Below are 15321 nucleotides of genomic sequence, written 5' to 3'. Positions count from 1 at the left end.
TGCGCAGCGAATCCTTCAGCGTCAGCGCGTCATTGTCGCGGATCGCGGTGGCGAACTTCCACATGAAGTATTCGGCCGTCAGATAGACCACGCGCTGCTTGTCGGGGGAGGCGAGAGCGGCGTTGGCGATGGCCTGCAGGAGATGCGTCTTGCCGAGGCCCACGGAGGAGTGGATGAAAAGCGGATTGAACCGGACTGCCGCCATGCCGGATTCGGCAATGGTCTTGGCCGCGGCGAAGGCCACCCGGTTCGACGAACCCTCGACGAAGCTGTCGAAGGTGAAGAAGGGATCGAGCGGCGAACCGAAAACGGTTCTCGGGCCCTGCGCCGCGCCGCGCGCAGACCCGCCCTCGGGCTCGGGCATCAGCGGCTGGTCGTTGACGGCGCGGGGAATCGGGCGCACGGCGGCCGTCTGCTGGGGCAGCACCGGCTTCGGCTTTTCCTCGGGAACCTGCGGACGCTGGGCGCGCGTTGCCGAACGCACGAGCACCTCGACCTTGAGCACCTGCGGACGCTCGGAGCGTGCCAGTTCGCACAACAGGTCGAGATAGTGGTTGTTGATCCACGACTTGAGGAATGCCGTCGGCACAGAGAAGCGGATAACGCTCTTGGAAGAGGACTGCAGCTTCAGCCGCCCGAACCAGCTGGCATAGACATCGGCGCCCACATGGGCCTTGAGCGCCGTGCAGAAACGCTCGAAAAACTGGCTGTCGGTACTCAAGGTAGCGTCCGGTGCTTCACTGTGTTCCCCTTTCAAGACCTCTGAAGCGCCTGCACCCTGCTCAGTGCGCGAAGTCACTGTCCTCGTTCTCATTCCTTGCCGCCTTTCAAAAGTCATCACCCGGGCGCGAGCGCCCTGTGCGCCCGCGGCCCGTTTTCCCTTTGACCCCGTTCAAAGGGTCGTTTGTTGAAATCGCCCGGGTCGAAGCCGGGCTTGGGACATTCCTTGCACATGCCGGCGCCCTTCCTCGTAAAGGGTGATGCTGGCCGCAAAATGTCCGGTCAGTCGTTTTGGGTCCCCGCTTGTTTTCCGGCCTGAAAAAGGCACACAATGACCGAACCGGATTTCTCGAAGAAAACCGGTGCGCAACCTATGATTGTCGGAAGGACGAAGCCAAAACGACTCCGCTTCCAGCTTCGGGAAGACAACGCGTCCCTGGAGAACGCGCCCCTCCCGACAAGGTCGGGAGCTCAATCCGTCCGCTGATGTGGGAAGCATTTAGGCAAGAACGGCCGTCAATTTCAACAAGGAATTTTGCGCGAATCGCCGCTGCTCGCATTGACTCAAGGGGTCGATTTTGACTCGCTTGCCGGGCTCTCAAAAGAATCGCTTTTGAATCAATTAGATTCAGAAGGCGCTCATTTTTCGGCGCCGATTCGGGGTCGAAAAAATAAAATCTCTTGACGCGTTTCGGGGGCGCGAATTCGGGCCAAATTTGGTTGAAATGTGGCCTTCCTCCCGCAACCTATTGAAATCACGTTAAAAAAATCGTCATTTTTGTGACATGTGGTTGAAACGCGATTGTCATGAAGGGCAAGCCTATGAAGAAAAACAAAAAACCCGGCCAAAGGCCGGGTTCTTCGAAAAGCTGGTACTTGTTCGCTCTCAGGCGCTCAGTGTCTTGACCCGCTGAGCGAGACGCGAAACCTTGCGCGAGGCCGTATTGCGATGCAGGACGCCCTTGCTGGCGGCGCGGGCGATTTCCGGCTCGGCGGCCTTCAGCGCTTCCTTCGCCTGATCGAGATTGCCGGCTGCGAGCGCCTCCTCGACCTTGCGGACGAAGCCGCGAACACGCGAGCGGCGGGACTTGTTGATGGCGGTACGGCGGGCCATTTTGCGCGTCGCCTTTTTCGCCGAAGTTGTATTGGCCATATAAGTCTCTCTTCGAATGTGGTCGCAAGCTCCGGCATCGGCGGCGCGCCGTCAAAGGCCAGGGTCGCTTTTCTGCCGGGAGCAATCGATGAAGCTTTGCAGCTTTCAACACTGTGGTGCGGGCATATAAAGGCAAACGGACGGTCCGTCAATGAACAATTGAAGAAAAGACCCGCCGCTGCCGCTGGCCTCTCGCCGCAATGCTCCTGCTGCGGCGTGTCGCGCCATTGCCATTGCGCCGGTGCGTTCTAAACTTCATGAAGGATTAAGAGCCGCGGAGGCCCCTTCGGCCCCGGCACAAGACAGAAGGCAAAGGGTACAGCAACATGCGCGTCACAGTCTTTTCGGCCAAGCCCTATGACGAGGAATTCCTCAAAGCCGCCAATGAGGGGCGTCATGACCTGGTGTTCACGGAGGCGCCGCTGCATGCGCCGACGGCCAAGCTCGCCGCAGGCTCCAAGGCCGTCTGCGCCTTCGTCAATGACGATCTCGGGGCCTCGACGCTCACGGAACTGAAGGAGGCCGGGGTCAAGCTCGTTGCGCTCAGATGCGCGGGCTTCAACCGGCTCGATCTGACGACCGCCGATCATCTGCAGATGGCGACCGCCCGGGTGCCCTCCTATTCGCCCTATGCCATTGCCGAACACACGCTGGCGCTGGTGATGACGCTGAACCGCAAGATCCACCGCGCCTATAACCGGGTGCGGGAGGGCAATTTCGCGCTCAACGGGCTTCTGGGCTTCGACCTGCACGGCAAGACGGTGGGCGTGGTCGGAACCGGCGGGATCGGCCGCAACGTGATGCGGGCCTTTTCCGGTTTCGGCTGCAAGATCCTCGCCTTCGACCCCTATCCGAGCGACGAGGCCATCGCGCTCGGCGCGCGCTATGTCGACAAGGGCGAATTGCTCGAGCGTTCGGAGATCATCACGCTGCACTGCCCGCTGACGCCGGAGACGCGGCATTTCATCGACGAGGATGCGATCGCCGCCATGCAGCGCTGCAGGATGCTGGTCAACACCAGCCGCGGCGGCGTCATTGATACGCTCGCCGTCATCGAGGGGCTGAAGTCGGGACGAATCGGCGCTCTGGCGCTCGATGTCTATGAGGAAGAGGAGGACCTGTTCTTCCGCGACCTCTCCTCCACCGTCATCCGCGACGATATCTTTGCCCGGCTTCTGACCTTTCCCAATGTGCTGATCACCGGTCATCAGGGCTTTTTCACCGAGGAGGCGCTCTATAACATTGCCCATACCACGATCGGCAACATCACCGCCTTCGAGGAAAAGGGCGCGGCGCTGCATCCGATCGACCGGCGATAGAGCGTTCTATCCCATCATCCCTTCTGGCAGGCCGGACAATAAAAGGTCGAGCGGCCGGCCTGGACGGCGCGGGCCACCGTGCCGTTGCAATCCTCGTGCGGGCAGGGTGCGCCGGTGCGGTCGTAGACGGAGAAGGAATGCTGGAAATAGCCGAGCGTGCCGTCCGTCCTGCGGTGGTCGCGCAGCGTCGAGCCCCCGGCCTCGATCGCCTCGGCAATGACGGCGCGGATTGCCGGAACAAGCCTCTTCAGCCCTTCCTTCGGCCTTCCCCTCGGCGTGACGAGGCGGCCTGCGGCGCGAAAGGGCGAAAGCCGGGCGCGCCAGAGCGCCTCGCAGACATAGATATTGCCGAGGCCGGCGATATTGCGCTGGTCAAGGAGGGCGGATTTGACGGCTTGCGTCTTGCCGGCAAAGCGCGCGGCCAGGAAATCGGCATCGAGACTGTTGCCGGTCGGCTCCGGCCCGAGGCCGGCAAAGGTCGGATCTGCTTCCAGCATTGCCTTCCGCGCAAGCTTGATGAAGCCGAAGCGGCGCGGATCGTTATAGACGATGCGCCGCGCCGGCGCGCCGCTCAGTTCGATGATCACATGGTCATGCAGCGCATTGACGCTGCGGGGGGTATGAAACCGGCCCGGCAGGTGGGCATCGTCCTCCTCCTCGACGCGCCAGGAACCCGACATGCCGAGATGGGCGATGATTGTGGTGCCGTCATCGAGGTCGATCAGCAGGTATTTCGCCCGCCGCCCCAGGGCGACAATGGTCCTGTTCGCCGCAGTCTCGACAAGGTTTTCGGGAAAGGGAAAGCGAAGGTCGGCGCGGTTGAGAACGAGCTTCTCGATCCGGCGGCCCTCCATGGCGGGCGCCAGTCCGCGGCGGACGGTTTCGACTTCGGGCAATTCCGGCATCTTATTTTAAGCCTTTGGCGTTTCGCTTTATTCCGTTTCGGTTTATAGCCGCACTGTCGGCGGGCGACAGCAATAGCGCAAGGTTTCGGCTTTCGCTATGCTCGCCTGAAATTTCAATCGGGTAACAGATAGGTGCGAATATGGCTGAAAGCCGGACCGGTGCGCAGGGCGGCATGGAAACCTCTTTCGGCTTCAAGGACGTCGCTGATGGCGAAAAGCAGCCGCTCGTCAACGACGTGTTTCACAAGGTCGCCAAACGCTACGACATGATGAACGACCTGATGTCGGCGGGCCTGCACCGCGCCTGGAAGGACGGCATGGTGAGCGCGCTCAATCCGCCGCCGAACCCGGATTACCGGGTGCTCGACGTTGCCGGCGGCACGGGCGATATCGCCTTTCGCATCGTCAAGGCCTCGCGCGGGCTGGCGCAGGCCACGGTGCTTGACATCAACGGCTCGATGCTTGCCGTCGGCGAGGAGCGGGCGGCGAAGAAGGGGCTTTCCGGCAACCTCACCTTCGTCGAGGCCAATGCGGAGGACCTGCCGTTCGATGACAAGAGCTTCGATGCCTATACGATCGCCTTCGGCATCCGCAACGTGCCGCATATCGACAAGGCGCTGTCTGAAGCCTACCGCGTCTTGAAGCGGGGCGGGCGTCTTCTCGTGCTGGAATTTTCCGAGGTCGAGGCGCCGATCCTCGACAAGGTCTACGAGGCCTGGTCCTTTCATGCCATTCCGCTGGTCGGAAAGGCGGTCGCCGGCGACGGCGAGCCTTACCGGTACCTGGTCGAATCGATCCGCAAGTTCCCGAGCCAGGCGGACTTTGCCGCGATGATCGAACGCGCCGGTTTTTCGCGCGTCAAATTCACCAATTATTCGGGCGGCATCGCCGCCCTTCACTCAGGCTGGAAGCTTTAGGCACGGCTCATGGGCGCGTTACGATCCTATTTCAATCTGCTCGGCGTTGGCTGGGTGCTGGCCCGCGAAGGCGTGATCAACGCGCTGCCGTCGGAAGGCCTGCCGGCCTATGCGCGGCTGGTGAAGGCGCTGCTCGTGCCGTTTGCCCGGCCGAGCGCGCGCAAGAAGGACCGTTCCGACCGGCTGGGCAAGGCGATCTCGCGGCTCGGCCCATCCTATGTGAAGATGGGCCAGTTTCTGGCGACCCGGCCTGATGTGGTCGGCGACGGCTTTGCCAACGATCTGGCGCAGCTGCAGGACCGCATGCCGTTCTTCTCGGTGGAGGCATCGAAAGCCACCATCCGCTATTCGCTCGGCCGCCCGGTGGACGAGCTCTATACGTCCTTCGGCGATCCGATTGCCGCCGCCTCGATCGCGCAGGTGCATCCGGCGGAAGTGATCGATGGCGACGGCCGCCGGCAGAAGGTCGCGGTCAAGGTGATCCGTCCCGGCATTCGCCAGCGCTTCCAGGAAGACCTCGGGGCGATGTATCTGGTCTCGCGCATGCAGGAGCGGTTCATCCGCTCCAGCCGCAGGCTGCGCCCGGTCGATATCACCCGCACGCTGGAGCAGACCACCAAGATCGAGATGGACTTGCGGCTCGAGGCGGCGGCCATCTCCGAGATGACGGAGAACACGGCCGAGGACCCCGGTTTCCGCCTGCCGAAGGTGGACTGGGAGCGCACCGGCCGCGATGTCGTCACCATGGAATGGATCGACGGCGTCAAGATGTCGGACCTCGAGGGGCTGAAGAAGGCCGGGCACAATCTGGAAGAGCTGGCGGTCACGCTGATCCAGTCCTTCCTGCGCCACACGCTGCGCGACGGCTTCTTCCACGCCGACATGCATCCCGGCAATCTCTTCGTCGACAATGACGGCATGATCGTCGCCGTCGACATGGGCATTGTCGGCAGGCTCGGCAAGAAGGAACGGCGGGTTCTGGCCGAAATCCTCTACGGCTTCATCACCCGCGATTACATGCGCGTGGCGGAGGCGCATTTCGAGGCGGGCTACGTGCCGGCGCACCACAACAAGGCCTCGTTCGCCCAGGCGATCCGGGCCATCGGCGAGCCAATCCACGGCCAGTCGGCCGAGACGATCTCGATGGGCAAGCTGCTTACGCTCTTATTCGAGATCACCGAAATTTTCGAGATGTCGACGCAGACGCAGTTGATCAACTTGCAGAAGACCATGGTGGTGGTGGAGGGCGTGTCGCGCATGCTCGACCCGCATTTCAACATGTGGAAGGCCTCCGAGCCCGTGGTCGGCAAGTGGATCGAGGAGAATCTCGGCCCGAAACGCGTGCTCGCCGATATGCGCGAGGGCATGCACGCGGTGCTCAAGATCGCCGAGGCGATCCCGGAAATCGCCGACAAGACAGAGAAATTCCACAACGAAATCATTGCCATGAGCGAGAAAGGCCTGCGCTTTGACGAGAACACGGCCGAGGCCATCGGCCGGGCCGAGGCGCGGCATACGCGCTCTGGCCGGGTGGCATTGTGGCTGATTGCAATCGTGCTCGGTTACCTTGCTGTCGTGGCGTCGTTCATGTGGCTGGGGTAGGGCTTGGTGCCAGTAAGCTCGCCGCATAGCGCCCGCCGATCTCCTCCCTTGAGGAGGAGATGTCGCAATAGCGACAAAGGGGGGTATAGGCATAAGCATCAGGCTCCGAAATCGGCGGGAGGGTTCACCCCCCTCTGCCCCTTTCGGGGCATCTTCCCCTCAAGGGGGGAGATTGATGGAAACCTTTTCCGCGTCTCCCTCCAATCAACGGAGCATAACCATGCGCATCGGCGGACGTCTTCAAGGCGCGATTGAAGTCCTTTCTGACGTTGAAGAGCGGCGGCGGCCGATTGCCAATGCGCTGAAGGACTGGGGCACGGCGCATCGGTTTGCCGGTTCCGGCGATCGTGCGGCGATCGGCAATATCGTCTATGACGCGCTGCGGCTGAAACTGTCCCACGCCTGGCTCATGGAGGACGACAGCCCGGCGGCGCTCGCCCATGCCGTCCTCTTCCGCCAGTGGGGCATTGCGCCGCAAGCGCTTGCCGAACGGCTGGACGGCGACAAGTTCGCGCCCGAACCGCTCTCCGATGCCGCGCTCAAGGCTTTCGTCAGCCGCAACCTTGCCGATGCGCCCGACGATGTGCGCGGTGACCTTCCCGAATGGATCCTGCCGGCTTTCAAGCAGAATTTCGGCGACAACTGGCTGGCCGAGGCCGAGGCGCTGAACCTGCGCCCGCCGCTGGATTTGCGCGTCAACACGCTGAAGGCAACGCGCGAGAAGGTGCTGAAGGCCCTTGCCCGCAGCGGCGCCGGGGAGGGCGGCATCGCGCCCGAGGCCATCCGCATTCCGCCCGGAAGCGGGCCGGACCGGCTGCCCAATGTCACCGCCGAGCTTTCCTTCCAGAAGGGCTGGTTCGAGGTGCAGGATCAGGGCTCGCAGATCGTCGCCAAACTGGTCGGGGCGAAGGCCGGCGATCAGGTGCTCGACTTCTGCGCCGGCGGCGGCGGCAAGACGCTGGCGCTGGCCGCGGCGATGGAGAACGCCGGACAGGTCCACGCCTATGATGCCGACCGCACGCGGCTTGCGCCGATCATCGAGCGGCTGAAGCGGGCGGGCACGCGCAATGTACAGGTTCACGATTCGCTGGAAGGGCTCTCGGGCCTCGAGGCGCGCTTCGACCATGTTCTGGTGGATGCGCCCTGCACGGGCACCGGCACCTGGCGTCGCCGGCCGGACATCAAATGGCGGCTTTCGGAAAAGAACCTCGAGGAGCGCACGGCCCAGCAGGCCGAGGTGCTTGCCGATGCCGCACGCTTCGTCAAGCCGGGCGGACATCTGGTCTATGTCACCTGTTCGCTTCTGCCGGCGGAAAATCAGAAGCAGATCGCGCGGTTTCTGCAAGGCGAGGCCGGCAGCGGCTTTGCGGCCATCGATATGGAAACCGTCTGGTCCGCCGTGTTTCCCGGCGTCGGGGCACGGCCTCATGTCTCCGGCGCAGGCTTTGCCACGCTGACGCCGGCGGCCACGGGAACGGATGGTTTCTTCTGCGCGGTTCTGGTCCGAAAATCCTGAATTCAGCGAGCGGAATTGACGATCATCAAGGCGTAAATTCACCCGGTCTGCCTATTGTCTGTCCAATAACTGGATTATTTGACACAAGTTTGTTTTTCCTTCATGTAGACCGCGATCAATCATGCGTGAACTCATTGAAGGAGAGGGATTCATGAAACGCACGACAACCATGCGCGTTGCGCTTTCGGCTTTCGCGGCCTCGACTGTTCTTGCGGCCATGCCGGCCTTTGCGGCGGACGTGACGCCGGAAGAGGTCGTCAAGCATTACGCCGACGTCGCCCATGCCAAGTATCAGGACAGCCTGACCACGGCGCAGGAACTCGACGCGGCAATCCAGGCCTTCATCGAGGCCCCGAGCGAAGAGACGCAGGCCGCCGCCAAGCAAGCATGGATCGCCGCCCGCGTTCCCTACCAGCAGACCGAGGTCTATCGCTTCGGCAACCCGGCCGTGGATGACTGGGAAGGCAAGGTCAATGCCTGGCCGCTGGACGAAGGCCTGATCGACTATGTCGACGCCTCCTACGGCATGGAAAGCGACGAGAACACGCTCTACACCGCCAATGTGATCGCCAATCCGGAAATCGAGATCAACGGCGAAGCCGTCGATGCGGCCGAGATCACGCCGGATCTTCTGGCCAATACGCTGCATGAGGCCGGCGGTATCGAGGCCAATGTCGCGACCGGCTATCACGCCATCGAATTCCTGCTCTGGGGCCAGGACCTCAACGGCACGGATGCCGGCGCTGGCGAACGCTCCTACACGGACTATCTTTCGGGCGAGGATTGCACCAACGGCAACTGCGACCGCCGCGCCGCCTATCTCTCGGCGGCCTCCGAACTGCTGATCTCCGACCTCGAGGACATCGTCGCGGCCTGGGAAGAAGGCGGCGAGGCCTACGCTTATGTGACCGAAGACCCCACGCGCGGCGTCGCCGCCATCCTCACCGGCATGGGCTCGCTCTCCTATGGCGAGCTTGCCGGCGAGCGCATGAAGCTCGGCCTGTTGCTGCACGATCCCGAAGAGGAGCATGATTGCTTCTCCGACAACACCCATGCCTCGCACCTGAACGATGTCATCGGCATCCTGCAGGCCTATACCGGCGATTACGTCCGCGTTGACGGCACGGAGATGACCGGCGCCTCGGTGTCCGATCTCGTTGCCGCCAAGGACGCAGCGCTGGATGAGGAGCTGAAGACGAAGCTGCTTGCGACCGTCGAAGCGATGGAGGCGATGGCGACCCGCGCGGAAACCGTCGAGGCCTATGACCAGATGATCGGCGAAGGCAATGATGAGGGCAACGCCACCGTTCAGGCAGCCATTGACGGCCTGATCGCGCAGACACCTTCGATCGAGCGTGCGATCGCAGCGCTGGAACTCGGCCAGATTGACCTTGAAGGCTCCGACAGCCTGGACAATCCGGACGCTGTCTTCCAATAAGAATAGCAACGGCGGGGCCCGCGCATGTCGCGGGGCCCGCCCTCCTTTTGGCGTGAAAGACCATGACGACACGGTATTCGAGAACTCTTCCTCTGGCGGCGCTTGCCGCCTTGTTCGGTTTTGCGGCGCTGGCCCAGGACTGGCCGCTGCCTGATACGCGTGATGACCTCGATGCCAGGGACAAGGCCCGCGTGGAAAAGGTCACCGAGCCGACCGATGACTTCTCCAAGGCCGAACGGTTCGAGGCCATGCAGGGCGGGGCGGCGACCACCAAGGCGACCGTCAACCGCGATGTCTTTTCCAAATCCTCCGCCAACATCACCTTTGCCGAGGAAGAGACTTTCAAGCTCGGCAATGCGCTGTTCCGCAAATTCTGGGTTTCCTCGCCATCGTCGACGCAGGCCTCCGACGGGCTTGGTCCGCTCTTCAACGCGCGCTCCTGCCAGAGCTGCCATTTGAAGGACGGGCGCGGCCATCCGCCGGAGGGCGACAGCGACGCCACCTCGATGTTCCTGCGTCTGGCGCGGCCCGCCCGCACGCCGGAGGAGCAGGCGCGCATCGACAGCTACGAGACGATCAACTTCCCGGACGAGGTCTATGGCGGCCAGTTCCAGGATTTCGCCGTGCCGGGCCTTGAGGCCGAGGGCCACATGAAGATCGACTATACGGAAAAGCCGTTCGTGCTCGGCGATGGCACGGTCGTGTCGCTCCGCGAGCCAACCTATAGCGTGATCGATCTGGCCTATGGCCCGATGGGCGCGGACACGACGCTTTCGCCGCGCATCGCCAACCAGATGATCGGCATGGGGCTGATCCAGGCGATCCACCCGGCCGATATCCTGTCCCGGGCCGATCCCGATGACGCGGACCACGACGGCATTTCCGGTCGTCCGGCCATCGTCAGCGATCACAGGACCGGCGAAGTCAAGCTTGGCCGTTTCGGCTGGAAGGCGCAGAATGCCAGCGTGCGCGACCAGTCCTCCGGCGCCTTTTCCGGCGATATCGGCATTTCCTCGCCGGACGCGCCGAACCATTGGGGCGATTGCTCTGAGACGGAGAGCGCCTGCCTCGACATGCCCCACGGCGCCCAGGCGCGGCTCGGCGAGACCGAGGCGCCCGATCCGGTGATGGAGCTTGTCACCTTCTATTCCGAAAACCTCGCCGTGCCCGCCCGCCGCGATGTCGATGACCCTGAGGTGCTGCGCGGCAAGCAGGTGTTCTACGAGGCCGGCTGCACCGCCTGTCACACGCCGAAATATGTCACCAGCCGCGATGCGGAAAACCCCGCCCATCGTTTCCAGCTGATCTGGCCCTATTCCGATTTCCTGCTGCATGACATGGGCGAGGGACTTGCCGACCATCAGCAGGTCGGCGTTGCCGATGGCTATGAATGGCGCACCGCGCCGCTCTGGGGCACGGGGCTGACCGAGGTTGTCAGCGGCCATTCCTTCTTCCTGCATGACGGAAGGGCGCGCAACCGCACCGAGGCGATCCTGTGGCATGGCGGCGAGGCTGAGGATGCGCGGGACAATTTCGCCGATGCCTCGAAAGAGGACCGAGACGCGTTGATCACATTCCTGGAATCGCTGTGAGACATGAGGTCGCTGTGAGACATCTTGCCGGAACCGCCTTCGCCATCCTTCTCGCTCTGCCGCTTGGCGCAGGCAGTGCCCGGGCCATGAACGAGGATAACGTGCCGATGGTGCTGGAAAAGGCCGTCGACGGTTTCATCCGCCCCGGCTATCACGCCTTTGAAGAGGCCTCCGGCGTCATGGCCTCGGCAATGGGCGCCTTCTGCGCCACGCCTGACGAGGCGACCTATGGGGAGGCGACGGCAGCCTTTGACGAACTGGTCGGCGCATGGTCGCATATCGAGATCGTGCGCACCGGCCCGGTCATCGATGACCACCGTTTCGAGCGCATTCTGTTTTATCCCGATCGCAAGAGCATCGGCCTGAAACAGGTGCAGGCTGCGATCATCGAGGAGGATGAAAGCGCGGCCGATCCCGACTACCTGCCGGAAAAGAGCGTCGCCATGCAGGGCCTGCTGGCGCTGGAATTCGTTCTCTTCGGCACGCAATACGAGACGATGTTCGAGGCGCCGGAGACCTATCGCTGCCGTTACGGTGCGGCGATTGCCGAGAATATCGACACTATCGCAGGCGAGTTGTCGGAGGAGTGGGATGCAAAGGACGGCGTTGCCGCCCACTGGAAAAATCCCGGCCCCGACAATCCGCTGTTCCGCACGAATGACGAGGCGCTCACGGCGCTGCTCGGCGTTCTGGTGCACGGCATGGAGACCGTGCGCGACCAGCGTCTCGAATATTTCTACCGCGGCGAGGAAGGCCCGAATATTCCCACCCGCGCGATCTACTGGCGTTCGGAAAATACCTGGCCTTCGATCCGCGACAATCTCGCGGGCCTGCAGGCACTGTTGAACAATTCGGATATGGTCGATCTGCTCGATGAGGATGTGCGCTCCATCGTCTCCTCCATCAACTTCCTGTTCTCCTCCGTCGAGGGCGTGGTCGGCGGCATGAACCCGGATATCGAGGTCGTGCTCTCCGATCCGGACCAGCTTGCAAAGCTCGATTACCTGCTGATCAACACCAGGGACCTGATCCTGAGGCTCAACGACCGTTATGGCGGCGCGATCGGCCTTGGCGCGGGCTTCTCCTTCTCCGACGGGGACTGACGCGCATGCGCTCGCCGCTTGTCGACCGTCGCCATTTCATGAAGGCCGCAGGCGCCGCCTTTCTCGCAGGCCTTGCGCCGCGGGCGGCCTTTGCGCTGTCGCGGGCCGACGCGGTCTATGCCACCGGCATCCGCAGGCCGGACCGCAGTTTCGCGCTGGCGCTGATGAGCGAGGCGGGCGATTTCATCGCCGAGATCGAGCTGCCCGACCGTATCCACGGCCTTGCCGCGTCGCCCGCAACGGGTGCAGTGGCGGCCTTCGCCCGCCGGCCCGGCACCTTTATTCTGGTGTTCTCGCCCGCTGGCGGCAGCGGACGGTTCATCATCAATTCCGTTGCCGACCGGCATTTCTATGGCCATGGGGCGTTTTCTCCGGATGGACGGTTTCTCTATGCCAGCGAGAATGATTTCGAAAACCGGCGCGGTGTGATCGGCATCTATGATCGGCGCGATGGCTATCTCAGGGTCGGCGAATATCCGACCCATGGCATCGGTCCCCATGATCTGGCGGTCTCGCCGGACGGGCGCTTTCTGGTGGCGGCCAATGGCGGCATCGAAACCCATCCGGATTTCGGCCGCACCAAGCTCAATCTCGACCATATGGAGCCGTCGCTGGCCCTGATCGATGCGGCGTCCGGCGCGCTTGTCGAAAAACATGCGCTGCCGGCCGATCTTCGCCAGCTTTCGACACGGCATCTGGCAATCGGCGAAAAGGGACGCGTCTGGTTCGCCTGCCAGTATGAAGGCCCGCGTAACGCGCTGCCGCCGCTCGTCGGCCGGTTCGCCCCCGGCGAGGCGCTCGCCTTTGCCGAACTGCCGGAGGATATCACCATCGGGCTTGGCAATTATGTCGGCGCCATCGCCTATAACCCGCGCGACGGGCTGATCGGCCTTTCCTCTCCGAAGGGCGCGGGGATGGTGGTGACGCTTGACGAGGTCACCGGTGCGTTGCGGTCTTCGCGCGCGCTCGCCGATGCGGCGGGCATTGCGGCGGCAGACCATGGCTTTGCTGTCGGCACCTATGGCGGATCGTTCAACGGGCGCCATCATGATGTCGCTTTCGATCAGCATATCCAGCGGCTGACTGAACACTAGAATGACTGGACAACAGGGTTTTGCGCGCTAGATCGGTCTCGCCATGAAAAACATCACAATCCATGCCGTCTTCATCGTCGGCGTCGTCGTCGCCGGTTTCATCGTCGGTATCGTCAACGTGCCGGGCGAATGGTACCAATCGCTCGCCAAGCCGCCCTTCAATCCGCCGAACTGGGTCTTCGCGCCCGCCTGGAGCCTGCTTTATATTCTGATCGGCTGGGCCGGAGCGCGGCTGTTCACCGGCCGGCCGCAAACCTCCGGGGCGCTGACGCTCTGGTCGGCGCTTCTGGTGTTGAACCTTGCCTGGTCGCCGCTCTTCTTCGGCATGGAAATGCCGGCGGCGGCGCTCGTGGTCGTGGTCGCGCTTCTTGCCGGCATCCTTCTGTTCATCGCCCGCACCTGGGGCAAGGACCGGCCTGCGGCCCTGCTGTTCGCGCCCTACGCGGCCTGGGTCGCCTTCGCGACGCTGCTCAATGCCTCGATCGTTTACCTCAATTGATCTTTCCCGCTTGTTGGGAATAGGCGACCGTGCCAATCTTCGCTGCTAGAGCGCCGTGCGTCCATTCGGACGCACAAAGACGCTCTGGCATATTAGATCTACGCGGTGAGGCATGGCGAATTTCGAGCACGGCGATTTTCACGCCCGGATCATGAACAGTTTTGCAAGCCAGGGCGCGATGGAGATGCTCGGGGCGGAGCTGACCCGCATCAGCCACGGCGTGGTGGAAATCGAGCTGCCGTTCGATCCGAAACTGACCCAGCAGCACGGCATTCTCCATGCGGGCGTGATCGCGACGGGGCTCGAGACCGCCTGCACCTATGCCGCCTATACGATGATCGATACCGACGCCTCGCTGCTCACCATCGAGTTCAAGGTCAACCTCCTCTCGCCGGGGCGCGCCGGGCGGTTCCTGTTTCGCGGCGAGGTGACGAAGCCCGGCACAAACATCATCGTCACCGACGGGCGCGGCTATGCGATCGGCGAGGACGGTCCGGCGAAGCTGATCGCCTCCATGTCCGGCACATGCATGGTCGTGCGCGACCGGGAAGGGTTTCAGGGATAGATGCTCGATCGGGTTGCCGGAAAGGACGTTCTCTTCGTGATGGCGGCCGAGGCCGAATATGGCGAAAGGCTGAAGGCGCGGATTTCACCGCTGATGGCGGGCGTTGGCCCGGTCGAGGCCGCGATCTCCCTGACCAAGGCGCTCACCGTCTCTGCCGCGGCCGGCAGGCTGCCGGCGCTCGTTGTCTCGCTCGGTTCGGCCGGTTCGGCCACGCTGGAGCAGACGGAAGTCTATCAGGCCGCCTCGGTCTCCTTTCGCGACATGGATGCCTCGCCGCTCGGTTTCGAGAAAGGCCGGACGCCGTTTCTGGATATCCCGGCCGAAGTTCCGCTGCCGTTCTCGATTCCCGGCCTGCCTTCAGCCCGCCTTTCAACGGGCGCCAATATCGTCTCGGGCGCGGCCTATGATCTAATAGACGCCGAAATGGTGGACATGGAGACGTTTGCGCTGCTGCGGGCCTGTCAGGTCTTTGGCGTGCCGCTGGTCGGCCTCAGAGGCATTTCCGATGGCAGGGAGGAGCTCAAGCACGTCACCGACTGGACCCAATATCTCCATATCATCGATGAAAAACTCAGCCATGCCATCGATCGGCTGGAAAGCGCCATTGAAACGGGCGCGATTCCCCTCTAAACGCAGCTTTTAGCTTTCATCGAGCGGAAGGCCTCCCATGACCGCAGACATCTCTCATCCCGATTCCGTCCTGATCATCGATTTCGGCAGCCAGGTCACGCAGTTGATCGCGCGTCGGGTGCGCGAGACCGGCGTATTCTGCGAGATCGTGCCGTTCCAGAAGGCCGAGGAAGGCTTCGAACGGCTGAAGCCGAAGGGGGTGATCTTCTCCGGCGGGCCGGATTCCGTCACGCGGGACGGCTCGCCACGCGCGCCGCAGGCGGTGTTC

The 15321-nt window shown here is 62.9% G+C and carries 15 protein-coding genes; 12 read left to right on the top strand and 3 right to left on the bottom strand.

Annotated features, from left to right (window positions below):
* Together AC5DC2_RS08555 and rpsT are read right to left on the bottom strand one after the other, a co-directional pair.
* Nucleotides 1-757 (bottom strand): DnaA ATPase domain-containing protein (locus AC5DC2_RS08555; RefSeq protein ID WP_491698191.1); only part of this gene is annotated, 757 nt, incomplete at its 3' end.
* 849 nt (nucleotides 758-1606) lie between these two features.
* Nucleotides 1607-1873, bottom strand: coding sequence for a 30S ribosomal protein S20 (gene rpsT / locus AC5DC2_RS08550; RefSeq protein ID WP_024708987.1), 267 nt, complete (start codon nucleotides 1871-1873; stop codon nucleotides 1607-1609).
* A 326-nt stretch (nucleotides 1874-2199) separates the two neighbouring features.
* Here rpsT and AC5DC2_RS08545 point away from each other — a divergent pair, with 326 nt between their 5' ends.
* Nucleotides 2200-3192, top strand: a complete 993-nt coding sequence (locus AC5DC2_RS08545) for a 2-hydroxyacid dehydrogenase (protein WP_024708988.1) — start codon at nucleotides 2200-2202, stop codon at nucleotides 3190-3192.
* Between the two features lie 14 nt (nucleotides 3193-3206).
* Here AC5DC2_RS08545 and mutM read toward each other — a convergent pair whose 3' ends face one another.
* Nucleotides 3207-4097 carry a bifunctional DNA-formamidopyrimidine glycosylase/DNA-(apurinic or apyrimidinic site) lyase gene (mutM, locus tag AC5DC2_RS08540; RefSeq protein WP_491698190.1) on the bottom strand — a complete coding sequence of 297 codons (891 nt, stop codon included), beginning with the start codon at nucleotides 4095-4097 and terminating at the stop codon, nucleotides 3207-3209.
* 140 nt (nucleotides 4098-4237) lie between these two features.
* Here mutM and ubiE point away from each other — a divergent pair, with 140 nt between their 5' ends.
* The 11 genes from ubiE to AC5DC2_RS08485 form a co-directional block, all read left to right on the top strand.
* Complete coding sequence (ubiE, locus tag AC5DC2_RS08535) at nucleotides 4238-5014, top strand: bifunctional demethylmenaquinone methyltransferase/2-methoxy-6-polyprenyl-1,4-benzoquinol methylase UbiE (protein WP_024708990.1); 777 nt, start codon at nucleotides 4238-4240, stop codon at nucleotides 5012-5014.
* Nucleotides 5015-5023: 9 nt separating this feature from the next.
* Nucleotides 5024-6616 carry a 2-polyprenylphenol 6-hydroxylase gene (ubiB, locus tag AC5DC2_RS08530; protein ID WP_491698189.1) on the top strand — a complete coding sequence of 531 codons (1593 nt, stop codon included), beginning with the start codon at nucleotides 5024-5026 and terminating at the stop codon, nucleotides 6614-6616.
* Nucleotides 6617-6836: 220 nt separating this feature from the next.
* A complete protein-coding gene (locus AC5DC2_RS08525) occupies nucleotides 6837-8132 on the top strand; it encodes an RsmB/NOP family class I SAM-dependent RNA methyltransferase (protein ID WP_491698188.1) in 1296 nt (431 codons plus the stop codon).
* Between the two features lie 151 nt (nucleotides 8133-8283).
* Complete coding sequence (locus AC5DC2_RS08520) at nucleotides 8284-9570, top strand: imelysin family protein (RefSeq protein ID WP_491698187.1); 1287 nt, start codon at nucleotides 8284-8286, stop codon at nucleotides 9568-9570.
* 62 nt (nucleotides 9571-9632) lie between these two features.
* Nucleotides 9633-11162 carry a di-heme oxidoreductase family protein gene (locus AC5DC2_RS08515; RefSeq protein ID WP_491698186.1) on the top strand — a complete coding sequence of 510 codons (1530 nt, stop codon included), beginning with the start codon at nucleotides 9633-9635 and terminating at the stop codon, nucleotides 11160-11162.
* A gap of 14 nt (nucleotides 11163-11176) precedes the next feature.
* Nucleotides 11177-12265 carry an imelysin family protein gene (locus AC5DC2_RS08510; RefSeq protein WP_245308942.1) on the top strand — a complete coding sequence of 363 codons (1089 nt, stop codon included), beginning with the start codon at nucleotides 11177-11179 and terminating at the stop codon, nucleotides 12263-12265.
* Between the two features lie 5 nt (nucleotides 12266-12270).
* Nucleotides 12271-13359, top strand: a complete 1089-nt coding sequence (locus AC5DC2_RS08505; RefSeq protein ID WP_491698185.1) for a DUF1513 domain-containing protein — start codon at nucleotides 12271-12273, stop codon at nucleotides 13357-13359.
* A gap of 43 nt (nucleotides 13360-13402) precedes the next feature.
* Nucleotides 13403-13858 carry a TspO/MBR family protein gene (locus AC5DC2_RS08500; RefSeq protein WP_491698184.1) on the top strand — a complete coding sequence of 152 codons (456 nt, stop codon included), beginning with the start codon at nucleotides 13403-13405 and terminating at the stop codon, nucleotides 13856-13858.
* Between the two features lie 112 nt (nucleotides 13859-13970).
* Nucleotides 13971-14423, top strand: coding sequence for a PaaI family thioesterase (locus AC5DC2_RS08495; protein WP_061449692.1), 453 nt, complete (start codon nucleotides 13971-13973; stop codon nucleotides 14421-14423).
* Nucleotides 14424-15053 carry a 5'-methylthioadenosine/S-adenosylhomocysteine nucleosidase gene (locus AC5DC2_RS08490; RefSeq protein WP_491698183.1) on the top strand — a complete coding sequence of 210 codons (630 nt, stop codon included), beginning with the start codon at nucleotides 14424-14426 and terminating at the stop codon, nucleotides 15051-15053.
* A gap of 37 nt (nucleotides 15054-15090) precedes the next feature.
* Nucleotides 15091-15321: glutamine amidotransferase-related protein (locus AC5DC2_RS08485; RefSeq protein WP_491698182.1), on the top strand; the 231-nt coding region annotated here is incomplete at its 3' end.

The sequence above is a fragment of the Martelella sp. genome (assembly GCF_984369615.1).
The sequence above is the reverse complement of the archived record's forward strand: the minus strand, read 5'-3'. Positions and strand labels throughout refer to the sequence as shown.

Coding starts and splice junctions, on each gene's coding strand:
- rpsT (WP_024708987.1), bottom strand. CDS start 1,873: ATGGCCAATACAACTTCGGCGAAAAAGGCGACGCGCAAAATGGCCCGC.
- AC5DC2_RS08545 (WP_024708988.1), top strand. CDS start 2,200: ATGCGCGTCACAGTCTTTTCGGCCAAGCCCTATGACGAGGAATTCCTC.
- mutM (WP_491698190.1), bottom strand. CDS start 4,097: ATGCCGGAATTGCCCGAAGTCGAAACCGTCCGCCGCGGACTGGCGCCC.
- ubiE (WP_024708990.1), top strand. CDS start 4,238: ATGGCTGAAAGCCGGACCGGTGCGCAGGGCGGCATGGAAACCTCTTTC.
- ubiB (WP_491698189.1), top strand. CDS start 5,024: ATGGGCGCGTTACGATCCTATTTCAATCTGCTCGGCGTTGGCTGGGTG.
- AC5DC2_RS08525 (WP_491698188.1), top strand. CDS start 6,837: ATGCGCATCGGCGGACGTCTTCAAGGCGCGATTGAAGTCCTTTCTGAC.
- AC5DC2_RS08520 (WP_491698187.1), top strand. CDS start 8,284: ATGAAACGCACGACAACCATGCGCGTTGCGCTTTCGGCTTTCGCGGCC.
- AC5DC2_RS08515 (WP_491698186.1), top strand. CDS start 9,633: ATGACGACACGGTATTCGAGAACTCTTCCTCTGGCGGCGCTTGCCGCC.
- AC5DC2_RS08505 (WP_491698185.1), top strand. CDS start 12,271: ATGCGCTCGCCGCTTGTCGACCGTCGCCATTTCATGAAGGCCGCAGGC.
- AC5DC2_RS08500 (WP_491698184.1), top strand. CDS start 13,403: ATGAAAAACATCACAATCCATGCCGTCTTCATCGTCGGCGTCGTCGTC.
- AC5DC2_RS08495 (WP_061449692.1), top strand. CDS start 13,971: ATGGCGAATTTCGAGCACGGCGATTTTCACGCCCGGATCATGAACAGT.
- AC5DC2_RS08490 (WP_491698183.1), top strand. CDS start 14,424: ATGCTCGATCGGGTTGCCGGAAAGGACGTTCTCTTCGTGATGGCGGCC.